The following is a 23550-nucleotide window of genomic DNA, read 5'->3' on the forward strand; positions in this document are numbered from 1 at the left end:
GTATTGACCCTAAACCACTGTCACCGGCACGACCAGTCCACACGCATCGCCCCCTGCAGGCACACGTTGGGCACTGGTGGAAAGAAAATCTCCACTCGCGTGCCGCTGGCCTGGATGCCTATCGACCTGCACCCGCAGGGTGAGCAACCGGCTTGGGGCCACCGCCGGTGCATTGAACTCGAAGGGAACGCGATAATTGGGGCCGACGGAAACCTTGTCCAGCGTCATGGCCGCGACAACCGTGGAGGCCTGGTCCTGCAGGGACACATCACGCAATTCAATGGTAATTTTTGCGGCCATCCCCTTGTCGACATGGTCAGGAAAAACGATTTCACCCTGGATGCGCCGGGATTGAGTCATGGGATTTTTCTGTTCTTGGGTAGGCTTTTGCTGCGGTTCCACGCCGTTGGGTTGCGTTATGGTTTTCGCTCACGATACACAAATAATCCGCCAGCGCCCTGGCAATCGGCAGGCCGGTACGCTGTTCAACAAACAGCCATTGACCGGCCGGATTGACCTCTAGGAAGACATACTCACCCGCCTCGGTCCGGCGCATGTCGATGGCGCCATAAACGAGCTTGAGCCTATGCTGGAGCTTGCGCAGTTTTGTCTGTACCGCGTCTGGTAGCGTGACTGCGTTGACAATGCCTTCTCCCACCACCATCCGCATGTCCACCTCGTAGGATGTGTTGCGCACATCAATTTCGGCGGCAAAAATGTCGTTGCCAATCATGGTGATGCGCAAATCCACGCCGGGCACGTACTCCTGGAAAATCACGGGCGCGTAGCGCACCAGTTCGAGCCGGTCCAGGTCTTCTTGTTCGATCAGACGCGTCTCGCGCCATTCCTGAATTGCCGCAAGAAACGCCTTGAACACGACTTTGGCAGGGCGCACGCTCTCGATGAATTCACGCGCCGCCTGTGCATTTGTGGTCACCAGCGTGCGCGGCACTTTCAGCCCCAGTTCATGCGCGACGGTCCACTGGTACGGTTTGTGGTGCGCAGCCGCATCGGCTTCGCGCGGATTCATCCACGGGCATGACAGCGAGTCCAGCATGCCGTACACAGCCTGGGAGGTTTCGCTGTGGGCAAACGTGCTGCGTTCACCGTAGCCAATCGAAGGATCGACCGCGAAATTGGCCACCCGGCGCCACCAGACGGCGCTGGCCTCAGCAAGGTTCACACGCCGTCCGTCATGCTCAATCAGGAACTCCGGTTTTCTGGTGTTGCTCCAGATCAATTCGATCGCGCGCCGGGCTGGAAAATCGGCAAGATCGATTTGCACCACCTCACGCCCCGTGCGCGTGAGGTGATCGACCACCAAGGCCGTGTGCTCTTCGCCAGGGTAGGACACGACGAGAATCACGGCTGAGTCCCGGAGTTCACGTTTGCCCCTGCTGCCATTGCGCGAGCGCTTCAACCGCCTGCTCATAGGCCGCTGCCAGCGTGTCCGCCTGCTGCTGAGCCTCGGTGTGCGCGGCGGCCAGTTGCTGCATCTGGTTCATGGCATCAATTAAGGGATCGCTCGGCATGAAGCGGCTTGCGCCCGCCAGCACGAAAGGACGGGGTCCGGTGTCAAATCCGGGCCATGGCACAAAGCCGCCGCCGGGGAAACCCGGATCGCTCCCCACTTCCTTGATGGTGACGGGGTCCTGGATCGGGTCCTTGCGCGTTTCCTTGATCGTCACCGGGTCCTGGATGGGATCCTTGCGGACTTCCTTGAGGGTGATCGGATCCCTGATCGGATCCTTGCGAATTTCCTTGATTGTCACCGGGTCCTGGATAGGGTCCTTGCGGACCTCCTTAAAGGTGCCGACGGGATCGGTGATCGGGTCTTTCGCCATCTCTTTGATGGTGGGTTGCAGGCCGGGGTACATCATGCGCACGCCGTCGATGTCGCCCGTGGAAAGACCGCTGCGTTGGCCCATTGTCACGCCCCCTGGCAAGGGCTGGCGCGGCACGATGGTTGGCTGGCCGTTGATCGAAAAGGCAGTCGCTGGGTAATGCATGACAGAGCCGAAATCGTAAGCGCCGAGATCGTCGCCATCCGAGATCTGCTGGTTGAAGTTGTGCTGCATCGCCGGGTCGATATTGGCGAAAACCACATTGATGAAATTGTTGCGGTCTTCGCGGCTCTGCTCATGCCACAGGCCCACCGTGTGGCCAATTTCATGGATGGCATTGCCGGTCGTGCAGTTGGTACCCAGCGTGATGTCCTGTCGTCCCCCAATACGCCCTACCCGTGAGGAGCAGCCGCCGCCAGGAACAAAGTGCACAAAGTCCGCTTCGCCGGCGCGTGGGGCAAAGCGGATGCCGGTGTTGGCATGCCAATGGGCAATTGCATCGGTGACACGCTGCTGATTGGAAAGTGCCGGGTCGATCTCGAACGGGATGCGCCCGCCCGGCCAGCGATACTGCTGGCCGGTGATGCCGACTGAAAACAATACCGGATTACCACCCTCGTCAGCCTGAACATCGGCCACCGACCCGAGCACGATGTCGCCCTCGAACATCGCGTTTCCGTCCACCTCGGCGTAATGCAGCCATCTATTGGTAAACGTCGCGCCACTGATGAGCGCAGAGCCGAAAATCGGCCCCGATCGACACTCGCAGGCGTCGTCTCGCGGCTTGGACGGCTTGCTACCCTGCGCGCTGCTTTCACCTTTGCCCTTGTTGTCCGAATTTGAAGCCATGATCAATCCTCCATTCGATGCAGGGCAAAGGTATAAAAAGCCACACCTTTTCCCTGCGTAAAAGGACGCCGATCGGACACGCTGGGCAACAAAAAATCCAGCCGCCGCTACATAGAAGCATCAAACGCCGTTTTGTTGACAGCGTCAATCTCATCGGCAGGGCCTGTGGCATTGCCAGTATCGGTTTGTAGCGATTGTTTGGGCTTCTTACTCGGCCTGGGTCAAATGCCTGACCGCTTGGCGTGAGGCGACGCAACCGGGCAATGGTTTCAATTTTTTGCCTTGATTCAACGCGCTGGTTTTGCTGCCGGGGTTTCAGTAGCTGCCTTATAGCGCCCAGCGATACTGCACCGCTTCAGCCACATGGGCGAGCTGCACCGCGTGGGCATTCGCTGGATGGGCAATGGTGCGAGCCACTTTCAGGCAGCGGTGAATGCCCGGGCTCGACCATCCCAGTCGCATCGCTGCCAGATTGAGGAACTTGGCCGCTGCCGGATTCCATCTGGCAGTGTGCATCGATGGCCTGGCCATTGAGCGCCTGGTAGGTGCTGCCCTGCCGGGTCATCGCGCGTTCCCTGGTCCACACCACACGGCTGCGCACCATCGCGGTGGATTTCGCCGCTGCGGTCCTTTCGACCGGCTTACGCTATACATTTCCTGTGGCGTCCCCAGCCTGAGTGTTTTCCTGATGTCGTCGAGCATTCAGTGACAGTTATCCGGATCAGATTCATTTTGTTGCAGCTCTTAGGATCATGGAGATCAAAAAATGAATGCCGCTCCATGGCGCCATCACCACTGGCCAGTCTTGCCTGCCAGGGCTTGGCCAACGGCGCGCCCCAGGGTATCGCGCGTGTAGGGTTTCAACACCAGTTCAAACCCGTACGGTCCCTCCCTGGCCATGACCGCGTTGTACCCGCTGGTGAGCACCACCGGCAGGCCAGGATAGCACCGGCGCACCTCCAGGCCCAGTTCAATGCCGTTCATGCCGGGCATGACCACGTCGGAAAACACCAGGTCAAAGTGTTTCTCGCTTCTCGCCAGCAGCACCAGCGCCGGCGCAGCACTGGCCGCCCAGACCGCGCGGTAGCCCAGGCTGGCCAGGATCTCGCACGCCATCTCCCCGAGGATTTCGTTGTCTTCCACGACCAGCACCGTGGCTTGCGCGGCCGGGTCATGGACGCCCGCGTCAAGCGTCGGGACCGCATCTGGCGCCGTGGGCGCACCCTGCGCCCGTGGCAGGTACAGCGTGAAGACCGCGCCCTGGCCCGGCGCGCTCGTGACCGCGATCTCGCCGCCCGACTGCCGGGCAAAGCCAAACACCTGGCTCAGGCCCAGGCCGGTGCCCTTGCCGACTTCCTTGGTCGTGTAAAACGGCTCGAAGATCGCCTCAAACTGGTTGGCGGCAATGCCGCAGCCGGTGTCACGCACCGAGATGGCCACGAAATCGCCTGGCTGCATGTCCCGGCCCGGGCCCGCCGGGAGACGGTCGACCGGTTGGACCTGCACGGTGATGCGGCCCTTGACGTCCATGGCGTCGCGCGCGTTGACGACCAGGTTGACCAGTGCGGTTTGAAACTGGCTGATGTCGGCTTGGGCATGACAGCAGTTCACCCCACAGGCCTTCAGCTCGATAGCGACCTGCTCGCCCATCAGCGGGCGCACCAGATCGAGCACGCCTTGCACCTGCTCGTTCACGTTGAACACTTCGGGATGAAGCGGCTGCTGCCGGGCGAAAGCGAGCAGCTGGCCGGTGAGCTTGGCCGCGCGCGCGACCGTGTCGAAGATCCGGTCCAGGTACCGGCCCCGCTGGTCCTCGGCCAGGCCCGGACCGCGCAGCAGCTCGGCTGAGGCGCCGATCACCGCCAGCAAGTTGTTGACGTCATGCGCGACGCCGCCGGTGAGCTGGCCCAGCGCGTCGAGCTTTTGCGATTGGCGCAGTGCATTTTCCGTGTGCAGCAGCTCGGTCGTGCGGTGGTCGAGCACTGCGTGGGTCAGGCGCAGGTCGAGCTCTGCCTGCAGCCGCTGCAGGGCGGCCCACGTCCGCTCGGCCACTTCCTCGACCAGCGCCTGCTCGCCCTGCGTCCAGACGCGGGCTATGGAGTCGATGACAAAAAAGATCACGGCCAGGCGACCGTCCTTGATCAACGGGGCATCGATGAACGCCCGGGTGCCGACGGCCTGGTAAGCGGACGCGTAAGCCGTTCCAGCGGTCAGCGGGTCGGTGGCGCTGTCGGTCACCACGACAGTTCGGCCAGCCCGCAGCTGGGCAAACATCAAGGGGCCGAATTTGTCAAGCCGGTGGGTTCCCGCCACGCTGGGAAAGCCCTCGGCCGTCCAGTCGTGGTGAATCTGCATCCACTCGCCCGCTGCATCAACCTCCCCATAGCCGACGCAGCTCACTTCCAGGTACCGGCCCAGCGTTTCGGCCGCCAACGCCTTGAGCTGCTTGGGCGTGTGGGCCTCGCGCAGGGCGCCTGCGAGCTCAAACCAAAACGCCTGGCGCGCCTGCGCGCGCACCAGTTCCGTCGTCTCGGTGCAGATGCAGTGCACGCCGACGACCGCGCCGTGCTCGTCGCGCAAGGCAAGGAAGGAAAACGTCCACCAGGTCGGCTCGGGGTAGCCGTGGCGGGCCAGGGTGAGCGCCATGTTGTCGTAGGAAGACCCCTGGCCGCTCAGTGCCTGGCGCAGCAGCGGCGCGAAGTCGGCCCACAGCTCGGGCCAGACTTGGGCAAACGCCCCGCCCATCGCGCCGTTCCCGTGTTGGCCCAGCATGGGCGCGTATGCGTCGTTGAAAAAGAAGACAAACTCCGGACCCCACAGCACATACATCGGCTTTGGGCTGCCCAGCACGGTTGCGAGTACGGCCTTCAGACCGCCGGGCCAGCCCTGCGGCGAGCCCAGCGGGTGCGCGCTCCAATCCTGGGCCTTAATGAGCACGCCCATCTGGCCCACATGCGCCAGAAAGTCCGGCCCGGCCGGCACCAGCGCGGCTTGATTCATGGTTGGTCAGTCATGGGCCATGATGCACTTTCAGGCTGACGTAAAACGGACGGCGCATGACGCGAGGGCTGTGCAGCTTACGATGGGCCTTCACCAAACGGTCACAGTGGAAAATCGGGCAGCCACCAGCCCCATGCCTGCCATCAGCGCGAGCGCCACGCCGATGGACATTCGCAGCCGCAGGCGACGCTTCTGGCGGGTCCTGTGGTCGCAGTAAGCGCGGTAGTCGCGGTTGTCCCAGTTGACGGGGCGGTTGGGAAAAAGCATGGGCACTTCCTTGTCCATCGGTGTGGAGGGGTTCGCTGCACAGGGCCGGTGCACGCCCGGTTCCATGGCGGCCAAGTCCCCTGCCGGGGGAGGTCGAGCCTAGTTTCGTCAAGACCGCGCTTGCCGCCAATCACGCCGATGGGGCACCCCATGAAAGCGGTTCGCGTTCGTCCTTGCAGCGCATGTCTGCGCAGTGTCACTCTTGAATAGGCAGCTTTGTCACGAGTTTCAGGGGCTTTAACAGCGGGAATAAGCTGAAGCAAAAAATAGTAAAAAGTGAAACAATAAAATAGTATTTTTGGATAAATTTGTTACCCCCTTGATATGGACAAGCTTTTCTCGCTGGAAAACTACCCATTCCGATCCAGAGTTCATAGCGCGCCGGACAGCCGGTAGAACGGTCACGAAGAACACTCTGCTGGACAGCCACCTCACGGGAAACGTATGGAAATTTGTAATGAATCAAAAGAACCCCCCGATTCTTTGATCAAGAGCGCCTTGCCGTCGGCCAGTTACCATGTGACCCCGCATGGCGCCGCGCAGCCCGTGTTGCCGGGATTTCTCACCGGCCAGGCCTAGCAGCCGGTGCGCGTGCTGCTGGTCGATGACGATGCGCCCATGCGCCGCGAGATCGCCCGCGAACTGTTGGGCGATCGGCGCGTCTGCCTGGTGGGGCAAGGCAGCAGCGTGCGCGAAGGGCGCCAGCTGATCAGCCAGAGCGACTTTAACGTCCTGCTGGTGGACCTGAACCTGGGCGATGGCACCGGCTTTGCCCTGATGGAGCACCTCAAAACCGTGCGCCCCGCAGCCGAGGCGATTGTCATTTCGGCGATGGAAGACGCGCAGCACGCCTTGAGAGCGTTCGAGCTTGGCGCCACCGGCTACCCGGTGAAAAATTCCCGGTTCGGCAGCTTTCCCCAAGCGGTGCTCCAGGTCGTCAATGGCGGCGCCTCCATCACGCCGAATCTGGCGCGCAGGCTTCTGGGCAAATTCGAGCCCGCAGGGGGCAGCGCGCCTGCTGCGGCGAACCCTCACAAGGCCAGGGACGTACTGTCCGAGCGTGGGAAAGCCGTGCTCACGCTCGTCGCCGCGGGCCACACCAGCACGGACATCGGCACGCGCCTGGGCATCGGCAGCCAAACCGTCAACACGCACATCAAGAACATCTATCGCAAGCTCAATGTGCATAACCGCGCCCATGCGGTGAGTTTTGCTGCGACCCACGGACTTTTCTAACGCCGCCCCAAGCGCCTTTTGCAGCGCCCATCGATCAGAGATTCCACCACAGGGCAGGTGCCTCGTGCTGGTTGTCTGTCTTGTCGAGCGTATGCATTGCGGTCATCAGCCGGCCCGATCACTTGTTGCCTCGGGCACCAGGTCGCGCCGCGCTACAGCGGCCTTGATCGGTTGAAGGCGCGTTGTGTACCGACCTGATCCCCGCAGCGCCAGCGCCTGGGGTCGCGCTATCGCAGCGCCTGGGGTCGCGCTATCGCAGCGCCTGGGGTGTTAGGGCATAGAGCATAGGGCAAACGGGCTACGCACCTGTTCGCAAAGCTCTGCCGTAACGGCGTATATTTTGAAAAGCTAGTTGCATTGGCTTTTCATCTAACACCCGGGGAGCGTCACCATGGTTACCCAGTCGTCTTATCGATCCGTATTGTTGGCGTCGTGCATAGCGGAAAAAACCGACGAACAACAAAACTGGCGCCTCCACGCTGCGGCGCCCTGTGTTCACCTATTGATCGGCGCGGCGTGTGCGGCGGTCACCCTGCCTTTTGGCCTGAGGGCAGCCGTTTTGGCGCCCGTCGCCCTAGGCTTTGCGAAAGGTATTTTGAACCACCATGCCGGGAAGGATGCCGATCCCGCTAACCTGGTCTGGATCATTGCTGGCGCCGCGCTGGTTGTCGGCGTCGCCAAGCTGGCCGGGCTGGCCTGACCCAAGCCGTCGCATGCTTTGCGAGGTCACCGTCCTCAGGCGCAGCGGCATGAGGCTCCAGCAGTCAGAATGGCCCAGGCCACAGGTCTTGACGCTGGAGGTTCGCGACTGGGATGGTTCGAGCAACAACTTCAAGCGCCATATGCGGGTGGCCAACCTCTTCCTCATCAACGGCTGCACCAGGCAGACGGTGGCCACCCTCTATGATCCGGAATTGCTGATGACCACGGCGGACGGAATGTTGATCCGGGGCACGGAGGTACAGATCCTCGACAAGCGGACCCATGAGTTTGTGCAGATGTGGCTGTGCCGGCCGACGATCTACAACGGAGCCCCGCTCAAGCCGTTTGACACGTCAATTCCAGCATTCGGACAGCCTTGAGCGGGAGCTGCCAGCGCCATGAAATGCTTTCTTGCGCAAGCACCAAGTGAGCAAGACCCAATTTCTGGTCGGCGCCAACAGTCAGGTGCCCTGCAGGTGGGCGAGCGCGAGTTCCAGCACACCATCGATCCGCTGCTGTGTAAGCGACAAGGACCCGCCTGGGCGGGACCGAATACGCACTGAGTGAGATTCAAAAGCCCATGGGCCTGTCCACCGACACCGTGCCGCATACCCTGCCGGAGAATGAACCTTTGCGAAGGTCAAAAACCCGTTGCACAACCTTTGTACAAGATTTCAATTTCGGAAAAAGCCGTAAGCACTGGCTACCGGACCTGTTTGAGAGGAATGACTTCGCCTACAGTGTGTTGTGGGCACGTTATCTGTTGATGCGGCGCAGCCTGCCAGGGCCGGCCCGAGGCTTTGGGCCTTGACCCACGCTCGATGAGCCGCGAAGGAAAGCGAGGCCATCATGCAAACCGACATACCGGACAAACTCGTGGCACAACCGCCGCACCTTCTGCGCCACTATGACGAACTGCCTGGCCCACGCGGCATTCCACTGCTGGGCAATGCATTGCAGATCGAAGTGCTGCGCTTTCACCAGCAACTCGAACAGTGGTGCGGCGAGTACGGACCCCTGTTCAAGCTGCAAATTGGCAATCGCAAGATGCTGGTGGTCGGTGACCATCAGGTGGTGGCTTCGCTCTTGCGTGATCGGCCCGACGGCCTGCGCCGCACGACCCGCTTCGAAGCCATCTGTATCGAAATGGGTTTGCCGCTCGGCGTGTTCGCCGCCAATGGCGACACCTGGCGGCGCCAACGCCGCATGGTGATGGCGGGGTTTGATCCGGGGCATGTCAGGCGCTACTTCCCCGCCTTGCAGGCCGTGTCGCAGCGCCTGGTCGGGCGCTGGCAACGGGCCGCCGAGCAGTGCGTGGCGATCGACCTGCAGGCCGACTTGATGCGCTACACGGTCGACACCATCGCCGGTCTGGCATTCGGCGCGCAGGTCAATACGCTGGAGTCTGACGCCGACGTGATCCAGCAGCACCTGGACAAAATCTTCCCGGCCCTTAACAAACGCATCCTCTCGCCCGTGCCGATCTGGCGCTTCATGCGCTCTGAGGCCGACCGCCAACTCGAGCGCAGCATTGCCGAAGTCAATTCGGCCGTCGCCGGTTTCATTGCGCAGGCCAGAAGGCGCATGCAGGCCGATTCCCTCTTGCGCGAACCTCCGCGCAACCTGCTCGAAGTGATGATCGCCGCCGCTGATGAACCGGGCAGCGGCATCGACGACAGCCAGGTGGCCGGCAACGTGCTGACGATGCTGCTCGCAGGCGAAGACACGACGGCCAACACCCTGGCCTGGATGATCCACCTGCTCTGGCGCAACCCGCGGGCGCTGACCCGCGCCAGCGACGAGGTGCGCCGGGTGGTGGGCGACGTGGCCAGTCCAACGCTTGACCAACTGGAGCAGCTAAGCTACGTGGAAGCCTGTGCGCACGAGACCATGCGGCTCAAACCCGTCGCGCCGATTATTTTGCTGGAGACACTGCATGCGATGACGATCGGCGACGTGCAGGTTCCGGCTGGGCTCATGATCAGCAACTTGATACGCCGCGACAGTGTGAGTGACAAGTGCTTTGCGCGCGCGGCAGCGTTTGAGCCCGAACGCTGGCTGGCCGAGGGTGAACCCGGGGCGCAGGTCCCTGCCGCGAAGCACATTTCGATGCCGTTCGGCGCCGGTCCGCGGATGTGCCCGGGGCGCTACCTGGCATTGCTGGAAATGAAGATGGCGATGGCCGCGCTGCTGGGCAACTTCGACATCGAAAGCGTCGACACGCCCGACGGGCAGGAAGCGCATGAGCGCCTGGCGTTCACGATGACGCCCGTCGGGTTGCGCATGCGTTTGCGCAGGCGAGCATAGCGGGTGGTGAAGAAGTGGTCGTCGAGGCATTTCCGAAAGCGGTATGGAGCACACAGTGTTGTCTGATCAATCGAGCCGCATTGCTATTGCCGGAGGGGGCTTCAGCGGTGTCTGTGCGGCGGTCCAGCTGGTGAAAAGCACCCGAGCACCATTGCACTTTCGCTGATGACGAGTGAAGTTACACAAATGAATGGCACCCAGACGGGTAGCCTTCCTGTTTTTTGCCAGGATACGAGATGCCCGCCCGAAAGATTTCAATGCGCAAACTCAAATTCATGACTGGTCATTCGGTTTGTTTTTTTTATCGGACTTATCCAGGGCTTGCAGCGCAGTCGCATCGCTTGCCAGCTCCGCTTCAATGTCGGCAATGCTGGGCAGGCTCTGCTCCAAGGTGGCCGGCAGGTCGCGCAGCAGCTGGTACTCGGCCACGCCGATGGGCTTGTCGATGCCCGAGAGCGCATATTCAGCCACCAGCCGGTTTTGCTGCTTGCACAGCAGCAGGCCGATGGTCGGCTTGTCGTCGGGCGCCTTGACCTGCGCATCGACGGCTGCCAGGTAAAAATTGAGCTGGCCGGCGTGCTCGGGCTTGAAGGCTGTGGCCTTGAGCTCGACCACCACGTAGCACTTGAGGCGCGTGTGATAAAAAAGCAGGTCGACGAAGAACTCGTCGCCAGCGACCTCTAGCCTGAACTGCCTGCCGACAAAGGCAAAGCCCGCGCCCAGCTCCAGCAAAAAGCGCGTGATGTGGCGGATCAAGCCATTTTCGATTTCCCGCTCATGGGCCTCATCGCTTAGGCCCAGGAAGTCAAACAAATACGGGTCCTTGAGCGTTTCGCGGGCCAGCGCCGACTCGGCAGCGGGCAGCCTGGCCTGAAAGTTCGTCACCGCGCCGCCCTGTCGCTGCTGCAGCCGGTTCTTGATGTGCAGTGCCAGCGTGGTGCGCGACCAGCCGTGCTGGAGCGTCTGCGCCGCGTACCATTCACGCTCAAGAGTGCTGTCCAGCTGGGTCAGCAGCGTCACTATGTGGAACCACGGCAATTGGTCAGCAGGCTGCTGACCAAATTGGCCATCGGGACAATGCAGGGCGAAAAACCGCATGTACTTGAGGTTGCTGGACGACCAGCCGCGCATGTCGGGAAAGGCGTCCTTGAGGTCACGGGCCAGATGGTCGATGACCTTGGCGCCCCATCCTTGCGTTTGCTGGCGCTGCAGGATGTCCCGCCCGATGCGGCCGTAGAGCTGCACCAGCTCGGCATTGACTGCCAGCGCCGCGCGTTGCCGGGCCTGGCCAATCTGGCCCTTGAGTTGGGTTAGCCAGTCGGCGTAGCCCTCGGGCAGGGCGAGCGGGGGTTGGCTGGCGGGTGTCATGCGCAGGCTTTTTCGAGCACTGCTCCGACTTCGGGCAGGCGCAACTGGTCCACCTCAGGCAGGCACAAGGCGTTGACTTCGGTGTAGTCCTCGCGGTTTTCAAGTTCGACCTTGATGTTCTCGGGCGCGGCGTCACCGCAGTCAGACGGGTTGGCCGGGTTGCTCAAGCAGGCCGTGAGTTTGGCGCGGCGAGCGGCAAAGGTGTCGGAGATGTGGTTGACGGTGATGAGGCCGGGCACCAGGTGCTTGTAGTCGGTCCCGTTCATGTTGGCGCGCAGCTTGTCGGCCCTCGCCCAGTGTGTTTTCTTGATGTCGTCGAACATGGCGTGGCATTTTCCCGGATCGGATTTATTTTGTTTTATCTCCTGGGATTATGGAGGCCGAAAATCGAAGCATCGGAACTGCGCATTAGGTGTTCCACCTGCTCGGCAACAATGCCGGGGTTTGACGCGTGGCCAGCATAAAAGTGAATCTTTGGCCAACCCCAGGTCCAGTAGTCAGGGACGCCAGGGAACAGTCTGCCGTGGAGGGCACCGATGCACCACGCATGGTCGAGAAATTCATCAATTCAGCGCTGGCGCACCCATCTGGCTGATGGTAAAGATGGGCCTGAGAATTCTCAGTGGAACTGGCCAAAGGGGGCATTTATTCGGTCTATATGTTGTGCACAGGAGCCGAACGCGGTGCTTTAAGCATGACCGGTACGACGCAGTCGCCGGCCGTTCGGCCGTTCGGCCGTGTCAAAAAACCGCACCACACCCCTATCATTGAGGATATGCGTTGTAGATTAACCTGCCTGCGCCTGTAGCCTTGATAAGGAGCACATTGAACGCTGTTCCATCCGTACGCAAACAATAATTTGCGTTGTTTGGCGCAGGTGAACTCGGTCCGGACTTCAAAAGATTGACCCACCCCCCTCCATTTTGTCGCACATGATTAATGCTTGCCAGGATTTGAACTTGGGTGCAGGCGTCTGGCCACATCGAGGAAACGCCCTTGATTCGCGTTTGCCAGGGGCCACCGCCGTTGCGAGGGGCCGTGATGCAGAAGTTCGTCATGCTGTACATGCCGTTGTTGACCGGCGAGACTACCCCCTGATTAATACGCACATTTGATTGCACTGGCGGAGGGGGGCAAGACACGGCGCGCTGCTGCGTGTTCACGGGATTCACCCCCAGCGGCCGCGAGTGAAATCCCGAGCCCTGGCCCTGGTTTACATTGATAATCTCACCGCAGAAGATGTGATTCAAGTTGATGCGCCAGACCTCAGGTGGTCCACTGAGGATCGAGTCAATTGGTTGGGGGCAGACCAGCTGCGCATGCGCCGCACCAATAGGGGATGTGCAGGCGAGCAGGGCCAATGCCGGCCCATATGAGCTAGATCGCAAGTTCGGTTTCGTGATCCGCATCGTTACACCTTCCCAAGTGCCACACTGTGGCTCTGCCGACCGGGTGGTCAAACGTCCTCGGTATTCCTCGTCATGGTCAGTGCGGGGCTGCCTTGAGGGCGTCGATCTGCGTGCAAATCTGTCCAAGCATGGCGATGTCACTGAAGGCAACGGAATGGGTCGTGATGGTCACCGAGCCCTTGTGAGTGGTGCTCTTGCTGTCCCCGATGTCGCTGAGATCGACCACGTAGTGATACCAAAGCGCTGAAACCTCACTGACGCTCGACGTGCCGTCCTCGGCCTTCACCACTGGCGATGTCAGGAACCAGAATTCCGAGTTGTCTTCATGAACCGCATTGCTTTTTGTTTCGGTGATGCCAGTGATGACCGTTTCCAAGTGCCCTGCGACCTGCACTGGGTCTATATGGCCACCTTGAACCTCACCAAGCACTGAGGCCGCGGCCTTGAAAATATCCTGAATCAATCCGTAGGTAGTCGAAGTCACCGTTTGGCTCAGATTTTTTGACGAAACCGTGTACAGGTGGTTGGCACTGACAAGCTCGAAGTTATCGAGAACCTTGTTGAGTTGGGACTCGTACGACACCAGCTCGGGGCTGGCAATATGATAGTTGTAGCCATCTGATGGATTGGCAGGCGTGCCGCCGCTCTCACGTGTCACCATTGCATTGGGGTCTATGACTCGAACGACCTGGAACTTTTGGCCTGTCGCTAGGACACTTGCCTTGACGACGGCAATCATGCTATCCACGGACTGCGAGGAGTTGTCGTCGCAATTCAGCCCGACAACCTTCAGGCTTCGCGAGATTGCTTTCGGGTCGATCTGGCGTTGCGGAGGTAGTACCTCGCCCACAATCGTCAGCGGAATTCGATTGGTTTGAACAGGAAAACTCATTACAGACTCCTATCCCGGATAGAGGGAGAGAGCGAAATTTCCGGCATCCTTCCGGTATTCGAAAGCCAGAATTACGGCATTAGGAATATCGGAAGATACTACACCCACCTAGGAATGGAAAGGAAAATCAATCCCGACGCTGTCCCTGTCCGTGGGGCTCGTACGTGCGGCGTAGAGTGGGGGACCGCGTCGGGCTAGGGCCTGTCATCAATTGTCAGCAAGGCTAATGCTCTTGAATAGCCGGTTGCTCACCCTATTTCGACAGGCATGACCAAAAGATATGCACTAAGAAATGATCAATGGGAACACATCAAGAATTTGCTGCCAGGACGCGAGGAAACCGTTGGTGTGACTGCCCGGGACAATCGGCTGTTCGTTGAAGCCGTGCTATACCGCTACCGCGCCGGCATCCCGTGGCGCGATCTGCCCGAGCGCTTTGGCGACTTTCGGCTCGTGCACTTGCACCACTCGCGCTGGAGCCGCACTGGTGTGTGGCAACGCGTTTTTGAAGCTTTGGCCCAGGATGCAGACAATGATTACGTTTTGATCGACTCGACCATCGTCAAGGCCCATCAGCACAGCGCGGGGGCAAAAAAAAGGGGCCTGAGCAATGTGAGGCGATTGGGCGCAGTCGCGGCGGCTTGACAACCAAAATCCACACCACGGTTGATGCATTGGGAAACCCGACCGGTTTTCATTTAACGCCCGGACAGGCACATGATTTGGAGGGCGCAGACGTGCTGCTCAAGGGCACGCCAGGCGCTATGGTCATCGCTGACAAGGCTTATGACGCACAGGAGCGGGTGATCGAACCGCTGCAAAAAGCGGGCAAGGCTGTAGTGATTCCCTGCCGCAAAACGCGCCGGCACCAGCGCAGCCATGACCGACACCTGTACAAGGCTCGCCATCTGATCGAGAACTTCTTTGCCCGGCTCAAGCATTACCGTGCCATTGCGACGCGCTACGACAAAACAGCGCGCAACTTCCTGGGCGCCATCCATTTGGCTGCTGCGGTGGTCTGGCTCAATTGATGACAGGCTCTAGTAACTTTTGTACTGGGTGCCAAGATGCCAAGTCAGGCAGCAGGTAAGTAGAAATTGTTAACTAGATTAACATAATGAAAATCGTGGAATAGTCCCATGTAGGCGCTAAATAGTAATGTCGCTTTTGTCCAAAATAGAAATGGCGCATTGTTGCCTCATCCAGCTTCTGGATTCGAGGTACAGCGATGTCAACTCCTGCGGCAACTATCACCATGTCCATGCGCGAAACCGATCGTCTCAAGACCGTCCAGGCTGTGGTGGACCGCATGGCACGTGTCGGCCAGGCTGCCGAGCAGCTGGGACTCAGCCGACGCCAGCTTGAGCGGCTGCTCCAGCGGTACAAGCAAGACGGTGTCAAAGGGCTGGTCTCGCGCAAACGAGGCCGCCCCAGCAACCACCAATTGGAGTCGCGGAGCGCGCCCTGGGCCTGATCCAGGCGCGTTATCCGGACTTTGGTCCGACGTTGGCCTGCGAGAAGCTCATTGAATGTCATGGGCTCAAGCTCAGCGTAGAGACCGTGCGAGCTTTAATGATTGCGGCCGGATTGTGGACGCCGCGCAAACAGCGTGCGGCCAAGATTTATCAGCCGCGCAACCGCCGCGCCTGTGTTGGGGAACTCATCCAGATTGATGGCAGTGATCACGCATGGTTCGAGGCCCGCTCGGCACCTTGCACGCTGCTGGTGTATATCGATGACGCCACCAGCCGGCTGATGCAACTGCACTTCGTGCCTACCGAATCGGCCTTTGCCTACTTCGAAGCCACGCGCGCCTACCTTGAGCAGCACGGCAAGCCTGTGGCGTTATACAGCGACAAGGCCAGCATCTTTCGCTCGGTGCGAGACTCGACCGACTTCGGCCGCGGAACCACCCAGTTCGGGCGTGTGCTCTTCGAGCTGAACATTGACATCTGGTGCGCCAACTCCAGCCAGGCCAAGGGCCGTGTCGAGCGTGCCAACCTGACGCTGCAGGACCGCCTGGTCAAAGAGCTGCGCCTGCGCGGAATCAACACGCGCGAGGCAGCCAACGCGTTCGTACCGCACTTCATCGCCGACTTCAACGCGCGCTTTGCCAAGCCGCCGCAAAGCCAATTCGATGCGCATCGGTCCGTGCGCGACGATGAAGACCTGGACCTGCTGTTTACTTGGCGGCTTCAGCGAAAGGTCTCGAAATCCTTGACGCTGCAGCACGACCGGGTGATTTATCTGCTCAAGGACACGCCGGTCAACCGCTCACTGATTCACCGTTATATTGATGTTTTCGAGTATCCCGACGGCCGGATCGAACTGAGGGCCGATGGCGCGAACCTGGCGTACGAACGCTACGACCGGTTGGCGCAGGTTGATACGGGTGCGATCGTCGAAAACAAGCGCCTCAGCCATGTATTGCAGGTGGCGCTGCTGCTGCAGGCCCAGCGCGACAACCGGCACAAATCTGATACCCCCTCGCGAACCAATCAGGGAAAACCACCGTATCCACAAAAAGCTCAGCCGGGCACGAAGCGCTCAAGTCAGTTCACCGCAGAAGACCTTGAACTTGCAGTCATGAAGGTATGCACAGGGACAACAGTGTGAGTTCGATGTGATCAAAATGCGTAAAGCGACATTTCTACTTTGCAGCGAATGCGACATTTGAATTTAGCATTGACATCCCATGTCAAGGCTAAGTGGTTTCCAAGAATTAGGTTCAGTTTACCGGCAGCTTTTCAGTTCAAGGCAAGGCCTGGTGGCACAGGCCATACGTCACCCTGCTGAGCTCTTGAGCATTGCGCGTTTAGACAGACATCGACGGCCGTTGGGCCATCGCCGCCCGCCAGCGCTGCAGGTGCGGGTGCTGCTCGCCGGGTTTGATTTTCACCACGCGTGCAAAGTCAACGGCCACCACGGCCGTGATGTCGGCCACGCTGAAACGGTCGGTGGCGATAAAGTCGCGCTCAGCCAGGCGGTCGTTCAGCATGACCAGGAAGTGCTGGACCCTGGCCAGGCCGCGCTGCGCCAGTTCGGCAATCTGCGGGTAGTGCACCTGCCCGGGCAGCGCCCGGTTGGCCATGGCCGGCGCATTGTTGCGCAGCGCTTCGGCGACGGCCAGCAGCCCTTCGAACTCGACGCGCCAGTTCCAACTGGCAATTTGCGCTTTTTCGTGCGGGGTGATGCCCAGCAGGGGCCGGTCTGGGTAACACGCCTCCAGGTAAGCCGTGATTGCCGCATTGTCGGTCAGCATGGCCCCCTCTTCAGTGTGCAGCGCAGGAACCGTACACTGCGGATTGATTTGTTGGTAGGCGACGCTCAATTGCTCGGAATTGCGCAGATCCACCTGGACTGTTTCATGGGCGATGCCCTTTTCGGCCAGCAAAATGCGGGCGCGGCGTGGGCTGGGCGCGATGGCGCAGTCGTACAGGGTGATCATGGGTGAATTCCGCTTAAAGCGCAGGAAAGTCAGTGAAGCATCAAAGCGGGGCAGCCAGCTTGTCCTGGGTCTGGGTGTCGAAGTCGCCGGCATCGTGGCGCTCGTGCAGTTGGCTCGATAGCGCGCCCACGGTCCGGTTGACCATGCGACCGCGCTGGACGGCCGGACGCTGGGCAATCTGGTTCGTCCAGCGCAGCACATGGCTGTACGCCTGAACCTGCAGGAATTCACCCGCCTCGTACAGCTGGTCCTTGACCAGCGTGCCATACCAGGGCCACACCGCCATGTCGGCCACGGTGTACTCGTCCCCCGCCAGATAAGAGCTGTCAGCAAGGCGACGGTCGAGCACGTCGAGCTGGCGCTTGACCTCCATCGCATACCGATCGATCGCGTATTCTATTTTTGTGGGCGCATAGGCGTAAAAGTGACCAAACCCCCCGCCCAGAAAAGGCGCGCTGCCCATCTGCCAGAACAGCCAGGACAGACATTCGGCGCGCCTGGGGCCGTCCGCGGGAAGAAAGGCGCCGAACTTCTCGGCAAGATACAGCAGGATCGCGCCGGACTCAAACACCCTGACCGGCGCCGGTCCGCTGTGATCCACCAGCGCCGGGATCTTGGAGTTGGGATTGGCTGAGACGAAACCGCTGCCGAACTGGTCGCCCTCCTGGATGCGGATCAGCCAGGCGTCGTACTCGGCGCCCGTGTGCCCTGCGGCCAGCAGTTCTTCCAGCATCACCGTCACCTTGACGCCATTGGGCGTGCCCATGGAATAGAGTTGCAGTGGATGGCGTCCGACGGGCAGTTCCTTGTCATGGGTCGGACCCGCGGTCGGTCGATTGATGCTGGCAAAGCGGCCACCGCTTTCTTTGGCATGAGTCCAGACCTTGGGTAGCGTGTAAGAGGATGAGCTGTCCATGGGGAAGGTAGTTTGTCGTGATGAAAGCTTGTGTGGCCAGGGTTCCAAGCGCATGGTACGCGAATCGCCGTCCATTGAAGTTCGATCCTCCATGTTGGCGACGTTGGCTGTCCCCGCTTCAAAGGACTGGAGTTTTTGCGCTGCGCCGATTTTTCGGCTTGAATGGAGGGACAACTTGAATCGGCAGCCGGGACAGTGGTGCATGTGCGCCAGAGTGCCAAGGCACTTCAAGGTAAAAAGGCTTTAAAACCGCAGTTCCGAAGCCTTTTATTTGCTGTATTTGAGGAATACAGAATAGAAACTGCGTGTTTGGCCCATTCCTGCGGCTCTTGCGCAGGGATCGGGTCCTGAAATATTGGCCCTATGGCAATGTCAACCAACTTTTATGGGGCTTGCCATTCTGACGGATTGGAGTCAGATTCTTCTCTTGAAATGGGCAGAGGATGCAGTTTTCCCGATTTGCACATTCCTTTCGACGGTGAGATTTATGAAACATTTGTCTGCTTGCAGGACAGCCGCAATAGTCTTGTCGCTTGGCTCCGTGAGCGCTGCTAGGGGCTCGGACGATCCGTTTCCCTTCTTCCTTTTTTGACGCTATGGGGGTCAGCGTCAACTGCTTTCTAATGAAAGATCCCTTATGCATTCACCAAGGGATACATCAAGGTTACGTTCATTTCACTCTGCACTTTTACCGACCAGGGTATACGCACAATCAAAGAAAGCACCAAGCGTGCCGACATGGTGATGGAAGCCGCTTCCAAGTTTGGATCCAAGATGACGCACCTTTATTGGACGCAGGGCCAGTACGATTTGATTTCGATTATTGAGGCACCAGACGATGCCTCTGCCACGGCATTTGGCCTGGCCATTGCGTCGGCGGGCAATGTACGTATGCAGACCTTGCGTGCATTTAACCGTGACGAGATGAACAGCATTCTGGGCAAGCTGGGTTAATCCCACGCCGACTGACTTGCGTCTTTAGGGTTGGAACAGCCTGAGCGCTACCTGAACGAGAAGCTTGGGCTTCGATATGGTGCACAAGGAACAGAAGCCATGATCACACATGCAAAAGGGACTGTCGAATACCAGGAAAATGGGGCCGGGGTTTCCCTTGTTTTTGTGCCCGGATCGTTCTCCACCGGGACCTCGTGGCGCAATATCAGTACGCCTCTTTCCGAGCACTACCGCACCATTACCACCAGCTTGTCTGGGTATGGGAAAACGCAGGAACGGCGCATACAGGGTGGTATCCATATGCAGGATGAGATGGATGTGCTCGAAGCCGTCCTGGCACAGGCCAACGCTCCTGTGCACTTGGTGGCCCATTCCTTTGGCGCATGGGTCGCTCTCAGTCTTGCTATGCACCGCAAACCAGATTTGCTGAGCTTGACTCTGCTGGAGCCAACGGCCTTCAATCTGCTGACGTCTGATGGGGAAACCGCGTTGAGCGAGCAGGTGCGTGCCATGAAGGACAGCTATGTGACCGCCTGGCGCAGCGGAGATCAGCAGGCGGTACGGCACGTGATCGACTTCTATGGCGGAGTCGGAACTTTTGACGCCTATCCCCCTGCGGTACAAGACAAGGTGATCGCACAGACCCCAACCAATGTTCTTGACTGGGACAGTGGCTACGCAGAGGTCCCCGCACGGCAGGACTTCGGCACAGTGACCGTGCCAACCCTGGTGATCTGTGGCAACTCCAGCCATCTAGCGATGCAACGCTGCAACCAATTGCTGGTGAACCGCTTGCCGCAGGCCCAACTCATGGCGCTAGATGGTGCCAACCATTTCATGATTGTTACTCACGCTGAGGAGTTGACCCAGCGGATAAACCAGCATATCCGCGCAGTGCAGAACCACTGATCTCATGCGGGGAACGGCTGCTTCGATTCTTTAATCCGTCTGGCTAAATGTCAGGTCCACCAAATTGTGACTGTCAGGAATGGGCACTTCGTGTAGATTCACGGAGCTGATCTGTCGGTCGGCTAACTGCCATAAGCAGCCGGTGGCAGGATACAAGCGAATGTCGGGGCTTGGCCGAATTCGGTAGTCCAAGTAGGTAAGGATAAATGACGGCTTTCGCTGCACAGCAGCCGGTCGCAGTGAGGGTCGCTTGAAATCGGCAAAGAGCCCCAAGCTGCGCGCCATGGTGCCAACAAAAGGGTCGTTTTATTGACACATCAGAAGGAAGCCTGAAAAGCTTCCTTTTTCGGGTCTTTTGTGTAAACTAACTCATCCATCAATCATAGTTTGTTAAACATATGAGTAAGCGTATTGGTTATGCCCGCGTTTCAACCGATGACCAGAATCTGGACCTGCAGCGCGATGCCTTGACCCGATCCGGATGCATCACCCTCTACGAGGAGACCGCCTCGGGCAAGTCGTCGCAGCGTGTCGAACTGGAGCACTGCCGCAAGGCGCTGCGTGCGGGTGACACCTTGGTGGTGTGGCGGCTCGATTGCCTTGGACGTTCGCTGTCGGACCTCGTGAAGATCATCGGTGAGCTGGAGCAGGGTGGCATCACCTTTGAGAGCCTGAACGAGAAGATCGACACGGGCAGCGCCTCGGGCAAGCTCCAGTTCCATGTGTTTGCGGCCCTGGCCGAGTTCGAACGCAACCTGATCCGTGAGCGGACCCTGGCCGGCCTCAACGCCGCCCGTGCCCGGGGCCGGGTGGGCGGGCGCAAGCTCAAGCTGAACGACAAGCAGATCCGGGAAATCCGAGCACTGCTGGCCGATCCGGCTGCGCAGGTCAAGGACATCGCCGCGCGCTACGGCGTGTCGCGCACCACGCTTTACAAGCGGGTGGGTGTCGTGCAGCCACGAAAACAGCTTTGATTTCACCTCAAGAAGGTTGAACGAAGGGGCGGGCAACGGTAAATGCTGTTTCCTTTAGCCATATTTTGATGCAAAATGATGTCCACTTTGATGCGAAAGGCTGACCATGCGAACCACACTCACGATTGATGACCAACTTTTTGCCAGGGCCCTGGCACTTGCAGACCCTGGCGTAGAGAAGTCCGAGCTGATCAGAGAATGCGTCAAGGCATTCATTCAACGCCAGACCGCCCGCCGCCTGGCTGCCCTGGGCGGCCAGGCCCCTGATGTTGAACTCGCGCCTCGCCGGCGCGAAGAAGTGCCAACTTCATGAACGTGCTGGTCGATACCTCTGTGTGGGTTGGCCACTTCAAGCAGCGCAACGAGCGTCTTGTGGCTTTGCTGGAAGAGGGCAGGGTTGTATGCCACCCCTATGTGGTGACGGAAGTGGCCTGCGGGACGCCACCGAACCGGCGCGCCATCATTGCCATGCTGGCCGAACTTGAAAGCACGCCGCTTGCGACACCTGAGGAGCTTTTGGAATTGATCGAGCGTCGCAGTCTGTACGGCCGGGGGTGCGGCTTCGTTGACATAAGTCTGCTGGCTTCGGCGCTTCTGAGCGATCAAACGTTGATCTGGACCTTGGACAAGCGGCTGGAGTCCGTGGCGGCCGAGTTGAGCCGGGCCTACCGCCCGGCACTTCACTCCTGAGCCGCTTGCTGAGCCGCTTGCCTCTGCGGCGACAGGCGTTATGTTCATTCAGCAAGGTTTGAAGCGGATATGTCGCATCGATCGTTAGCAGCACTCGGCCTTAACTCGACAGTAAATTGCAGCATGGCAACGCCGCACGAGCCATCGCTGCCTGTTGTGTGAAATAGGCTCCATTGAGCCATCAGCTATGCTCCACACTGCAAATCCTCATAAAACTTTTGATACGTCGCAAAAGCCCGTTGCTCTACAACTTGCTGAAAGGACAGTGCCCGTTTTATGTCCCAGTGACGGGGGGCATCTGCGCCGGAGGCGGCCATCCAGTTGTCCTTCTGGTCATCTGCGATCAGTGCATGCTTGGCAACATTTTTAATTTCTAGCTTGTCATGCACCGACGCATCGCCCCATGAGCGGTTTTCGCTGCTGTCGAGCACGTGAATATGGCCAATGCTGTTGCCGATGTACCCGGGGCCAGAATCATCCAGAACCTTTTTCTCTGCATCCTCAAGTGGAAAGTCGATAAACCGGTTGTTTCCACCATTGCCGGTCCAATTTGCCCACTGTGCCGATGGCAAGATGTGATCGAAGTCGAACGGGGTTTCTTCGTCCATACCCGCCAATGCCGGTTCTTCCTCGAATTTGTCAAAAACATATTCGCGCTGCAACCATAACAGCAGGGGGTGAGTGTGTCGTCCGGTGCGGTTCCACCAGCGTTTGTAGAGTTCGGCGTATTGCTGCTTGTCTGGCTCGTCTTTGAAAGAAAACCGTGTCCAACCGCGCAGGCCGTTGGTTTCTTTTGGTGAGACTGTCAAGTCTTCGATTTCGCTCAACATCGCCGGGCTAGGCAAAGGGTAGGCCAAGCGGTTTTTATCATCAACCAGTACGGCCATCAGCGCTTGGTCCGGGAAACTGGGTGACGCGTCCTTCATATCTTTCAAGGCTTTGATCGCTATTTCGCTGGCTTTGGCGTAATCCAAGACGCATAAATACCCTTGCAACACAAAGCGCACCATTGCAAGGCGTGATCTCTTTAACGTTTCTTGCGATGGTTTGCTCAGCGTATGCCATGCCAAGAGCGTCTCCAGCAATGGGATCTGCACCAAACACAGCGCGTGTTTTGGTAAACCGAAATCAGCGGTGTAGCTGATGGAATTGAGCACGTCATTCAAGCTGATCACAAAGGCGCCGCCGTCTGGCTGAATGTGGCTTTCAAACGCGCTCATAAAGCCTGGGTGGTTACGCACCATGCGGGCAAAAAAAGGGGGGTGCGGCGGAAATCTTGGACTGGTTTATGCCGGAATTCCAAGGCTATCCCGGTATTCGAGGGGACTAAGTGAGCCGAGGGATATTTTGATCCGCTTTTCGTTATACCAGCGGATGTAAGAGTCAACGACCTGAATGAATTGTTCAATGGTTGTGGCCAGCCAGTTTCGAGGGTAAAACAATTCCGTTTTCAGCCGCCCGAAGAAGCCCTCGCAGGCCGCATTATCTGGCGAGCACCCCTTGCGCGACATCGAGCGAATGAGCTTTGCATCGTCCATCCGGGTGAGCCAGCCAGGCCAGCGATAGTGCGCACCGCGATCAGAGTGGACGACGGGCCAGTCATCGCTGTTGGCCAGCGTCTCGATGGCAGTGTCCAACATCGTGTTCACAAGCGCAGCATCAGGACGTGTGCCGATGGTCCGTAATAGCCCGGCGAATACCGTTCTTGCTGAAATTTGAAGTGGCGCCCAAGATCGCAGCAGTTGCACTCCATTGGTGGTGTGCACTCAAGCCCGTGAAGTGGAC

At 59.2% G+C, this 23550-nt stretch carries 23 protein-coding genes and 2 pseudogenes; 11 read left to right on the plus strand and 14 right to left on the minus strand.

Annotated elements, in window-relative coordinates; all coding sequences use genetic code 11:
- Positions 1–9: 9 nt before the first annotated feature.
- From GZ092_RS10835 to GZ092_RS10860, 6 genes are all read right to left on the minus strand, one after another.
- Complete coding sequence (locus GZ092_RS10835; RefSeq protein ID WP_293636403.1) at positions 10–360, minus strand: YbaY family lipoprotein; 351 nt, start codon at positions 358–360, stop codon at positions 10–12.
- Positions 332–1432 (minus strand): MvdC/MvdD family ATP grasp protein, encoded by a 1101-nt coding sequence (locus GZ092_RS10840; RefSeq protein ID WP_363254453.1) that lies wholly within the window; start codon positions 1430–1432, stop codon positions 332–334. Before GZ092_RS10840 ends, GZ092_RS10835 begins: the two co-directional genes overlap by 29 nt.
- Positions 1383–2693, minus strand: a complete 1311-nt coding sequence (locus GZ092_RS10845) for a M12 family metallopeptidase (protein ID WP_293636404.1) — start codon at positions 2691–2693, stop codon at positions 1383–1385. Before GZ092_RS10845 ends, GZ092_RS10840 begins: the two co-directional genes overlap by 50 nt.
- A 327-nt stretch (positions 2694–3020) precedes the next feature.
- Positions 3021–3209 (minus strand): hypothetical protein, encoded by a 189-nt coding sequence (locus tag GZ092_RS10850; RefSeq protein ID WP_293636405.1) that lies wholly within the window; start codon positions 3207–3209, stop codon positions 3021–3023.
- A gap of 273 nt (positions 3210–3482) precedes the next feature.
- Positions 3483–5693: an ATP-binding protein gene (locus tag GZ092_RS10855; RefSeq protein WP_293636406.1), complete on the minus strand. Its 2211-nt coding sequence runs from the start codon at positions 5691–5693 to the stop codon at positions 3483–3485.
- Positions 5694–5783: 90 nt separating this feature from the next.
- On the minus strand, positions 5784–5960 hold the full coding sequence (locus GZ092_RS10860; protein WP_293636407.1) for a hypothetical protein: 177 nt from the start codon (positions 5958–5960) through the stop codon (positions 5784–5786).
- Positions 5961–6545: 585 nt separating this feature from the next.
- On the opposite strand from GZ092_RS10860, the gene GZ092_RS10865 reads away from it, so the two are divergent.
- From GZ092_RS10865 to GZ092_RS10880, 4 genes are all read left to right on the plus strand, one after another.
- Complete coding sequence (locus tag GZ092_RS10865; protein WP_293636408.1) at positions 6546–7196, plus strand: response regulator transcription factor; 651 nt, start codon at positions 6546–6548, stop codon at positions 7194–7196.
- Positions 7197–7587: 391 nt separating this feature from the next.
- Complete coding sequence (locus GZ092_RS10870) at positions 7588–7896, plus strand: hypothetical protein (protein ID WP_293636409.1); 309 nt, start codon at positions 7588–7590, stop codon at positions 7894–7896.
- An 88-nt stretch (positions 7897–7984) separates the two neighbouring features.
- Entirely contained in the window at positions 7985–8278 is a 294-nt protein-coding gene (locus tag GZ092_RS10875) for a hypothetical protein (protein WP_293636410.1), read from the plus strand.
- Positions 8279–8747: 469 nt separating this feature from the next.
- Positions 8748–10205, plus strand: a complete 1458-nt coding sequence (locus tag GZ092_RS10880) for a cytochrome P450 (protein ID WP_293636411.1) — start codon at positions 8748–8750, stop codon at positions 10203–10205.
- A 273-nt stretch (positions 10206–10478) separates the two neighbouring features.
- Here GZ092_RS10880 and GZ092_RS10885 read toward each other — a convergent pair whose 3' ends face one another.
- The 4 genes from GZ092_RS10885 to GZ092_RS10895 all read right to left on the minus strand — a co-directional run bounded on the left by GZ092_RS10885 (position 10479) and on the right by GZ092_RS10895 (position 13874).
- Positions 10479–11573: a PDDEXK nuclease domain-containing protein gene (locus GZ092_RS10885; RefSeq protein WP_036803762.1), complete on the minus strand. Its 1095-nt coding sequence runs from the start codon at positions 11571–11573 to the stop codon at positions 10479–10481.
- Positions 11570–11896 carry a type I restriction-modification system subunit M gene (locus GZ092_RS10890; protein WP_036803758.1) on the minus strand — a complete coding sequence of 109 codons (327 nt, stop codon included), beginning with the start codon at positions 11894–11896 and terminating at the stop codon, positions 11570–11572. Before GZ092_RS10890 ends, GZ092_RS10885 begins: the two co-directional genes overlap by 4 nt.
- Before the next feature lie 441 nt (positions 11897–12337).
- The gene (locus tag GZ092_RS21235) at positions 12338–12982 is read right to left on the minus strand and encodes an EndoU domain-containing protein (protein WP_081932283.1); all 645 of its coding nucleotides are present in this window, start codon (positions 12980–12982) and stop codon (positions 12338–12340) included.
- A gap of 76 nt (positions 12983–13058) precedes the next feature.
- The gene (locus tag GZ092_RS10895) at positions 13059–13874 is read right to left on the minus strand and encodes a lectin (protein ID WP_293636412.1); all 816 of its coding nucleotides are present in this window, start codon (positions 13872–13874) and stop codon (positions 13059–13061) included.
- A gap of 267 nt (positions 13875–14141) precedes the next feature.
- On the opposite strand from GZ092_RS10895, the gene GZ092_RS10900 reads away from it, so the two are divergent.
- Positions 14142–14905 (plus strand): IS5 family transposase gene (locus GZ092_RS10900; RefSeq protein ID WP_293636413.1). Its coding sequence is split into 2 segments (ribosomal slippage): positions 14142–14465 and positions 14468–14905, totalling 762 coding nucleotides; the frame shifts between segments, so codons are not numbered across the junction.
- A gap of 197 nt (positions 14906–15102) precedes the next feature.
- A pseudogene (locus GZ092_RS10905) lies at positions 15103–16490 on the plus strand (ISNCY family transposase).
- Positions 16491–16689: 199 nt separating this feature from the next.
- Here the strand turns inward: GZ092_RS10905 and GZ092_RS10910 are convergent.
- Both GZ092_RS10910 and yghU read right to left on the minus strand, forming a co-directional pair.
- On the minus strand, positions 16690–17322 hold the full coding sequence (locus GZ092_RS10910; RefSeq protein ID WP_293636414.1) for a glutathione S-transferase: 633 nt from the start codon (positions 17320–17322) through the stop codon (positions 16690–16692).
- Between the two features lie 40 nt (positions 17323–17362).
- The gene (yghU, locus tag GZ092_RS10915; RefSeq protein WP_293636415.1) at positions 17363–18238 is read right to left on the minus strand and encodes a glutathione-dependent disulfide-bond oxidoreductase; all 876 of its coding nucleotides are present in this window, start codon (positions 18236–18238) and stop codon (positions 17363–17365) included.
- A 657-nt stretch (positions 18239–18895) separates the two neighbouring features.
- Between yghU and GZ092_RS10920 the strand changes: the two genes are divergently transcribed.
- The 5 genes from GZ092_RS10920 (at position 18896) to GZ092_RS10940 (ending at position 21765) form a co-directional block, all read left to right on the plus strand.
- Entirely contained in the window at positions 18896–19192 is a 297-nt protein-coding gene (locus tag GZ092_RS10920; protein ID WP_293636423.1) for a GYD domain-containing protein, read from the plus strand.
- Positions 19193–19291: 99 nt separating this feature from the next.
- Entirely contained in the window at positions 19292–20101 is an 810-nt protein-coding gene (locus GZ092_RS10925) for an alpha/beta hydrolase (protein WP_293636416.1), read from the plus strand.
- Positions 20102–20499: 398 nt separating this feature from the next.
- Positions 20500–21075 carry a recombinase family protein gene (locus GZ092_RS10930; RefSeq protein ID WP_293636417.1) on the plus strand — a complete coding sequence of 192 codons (576 nt, stop codon included), beginning with the start codon at positions 20500–20502 and terminating at the stop codon, positions 21073–21075.
- A gap of 106 nt (positions 21076–21181) precedes the next feature.
- Positions 21182–21388: a type II toxin-antitoxin system VapB family antitoxin gene (locus tag GZ092_RS10935; RefSeq protein ID WP_293636418.1), complete on the plus strand. Its 207-nt coding sequence runs from the start codon at positions 21182–21184 to the stop codon at positions 21386–21388.
- Positions 21385–21765, plus strand: a complete 381-nt coding sequence (locus GZ092_RS10940) for a PIN domain-containing protein (RefSeq protein WP_293636419.1) — start codon at positions 21385–21387, stop codon at positions 21763–21765. The genes GZ092_RS10935 and GZ092_RS10940 overlap by 4 nt, the downstream gene beginning before the upstream one ends.
- Before the next feature lie 185 nt (positions 21766–21950).
- On the opposite strand, the gene GZ092_RS10945 is transcribed toward GZ092_RS10940, so the two are convergent.
- Positions 21951–23009 (minus strand): hypothetical protein, encoded by a 1059-nt coding sequence (locus GZ092_RS10945; RefSeq protein WP_293636420.1) that lies wholly within the window; start codon positions 23007–23009, stop codon positions 21951–21953.
- A 42-nt stretch (positions 23010–23051) separates the two neighbouring features.
- Positions 23052–23462: pseudogene (locus GZ092_RS10950) on the minus strand (IS3 family transposase); the annotation flags it as partial.
- Positions 23463–23550: the final 88 nt, after the last annotated feature.

Origin of the sequence: Polaromonas sp. (genome assembly GCF_010365105.1) — a bacterium.
In the GTDB taxonomy this organism is placed as follows: Bacteria; Pseudomonadota; Gammaproteobacteria; order Burkholderiales; family Burkholderiaceae_C; genus Polaromonas.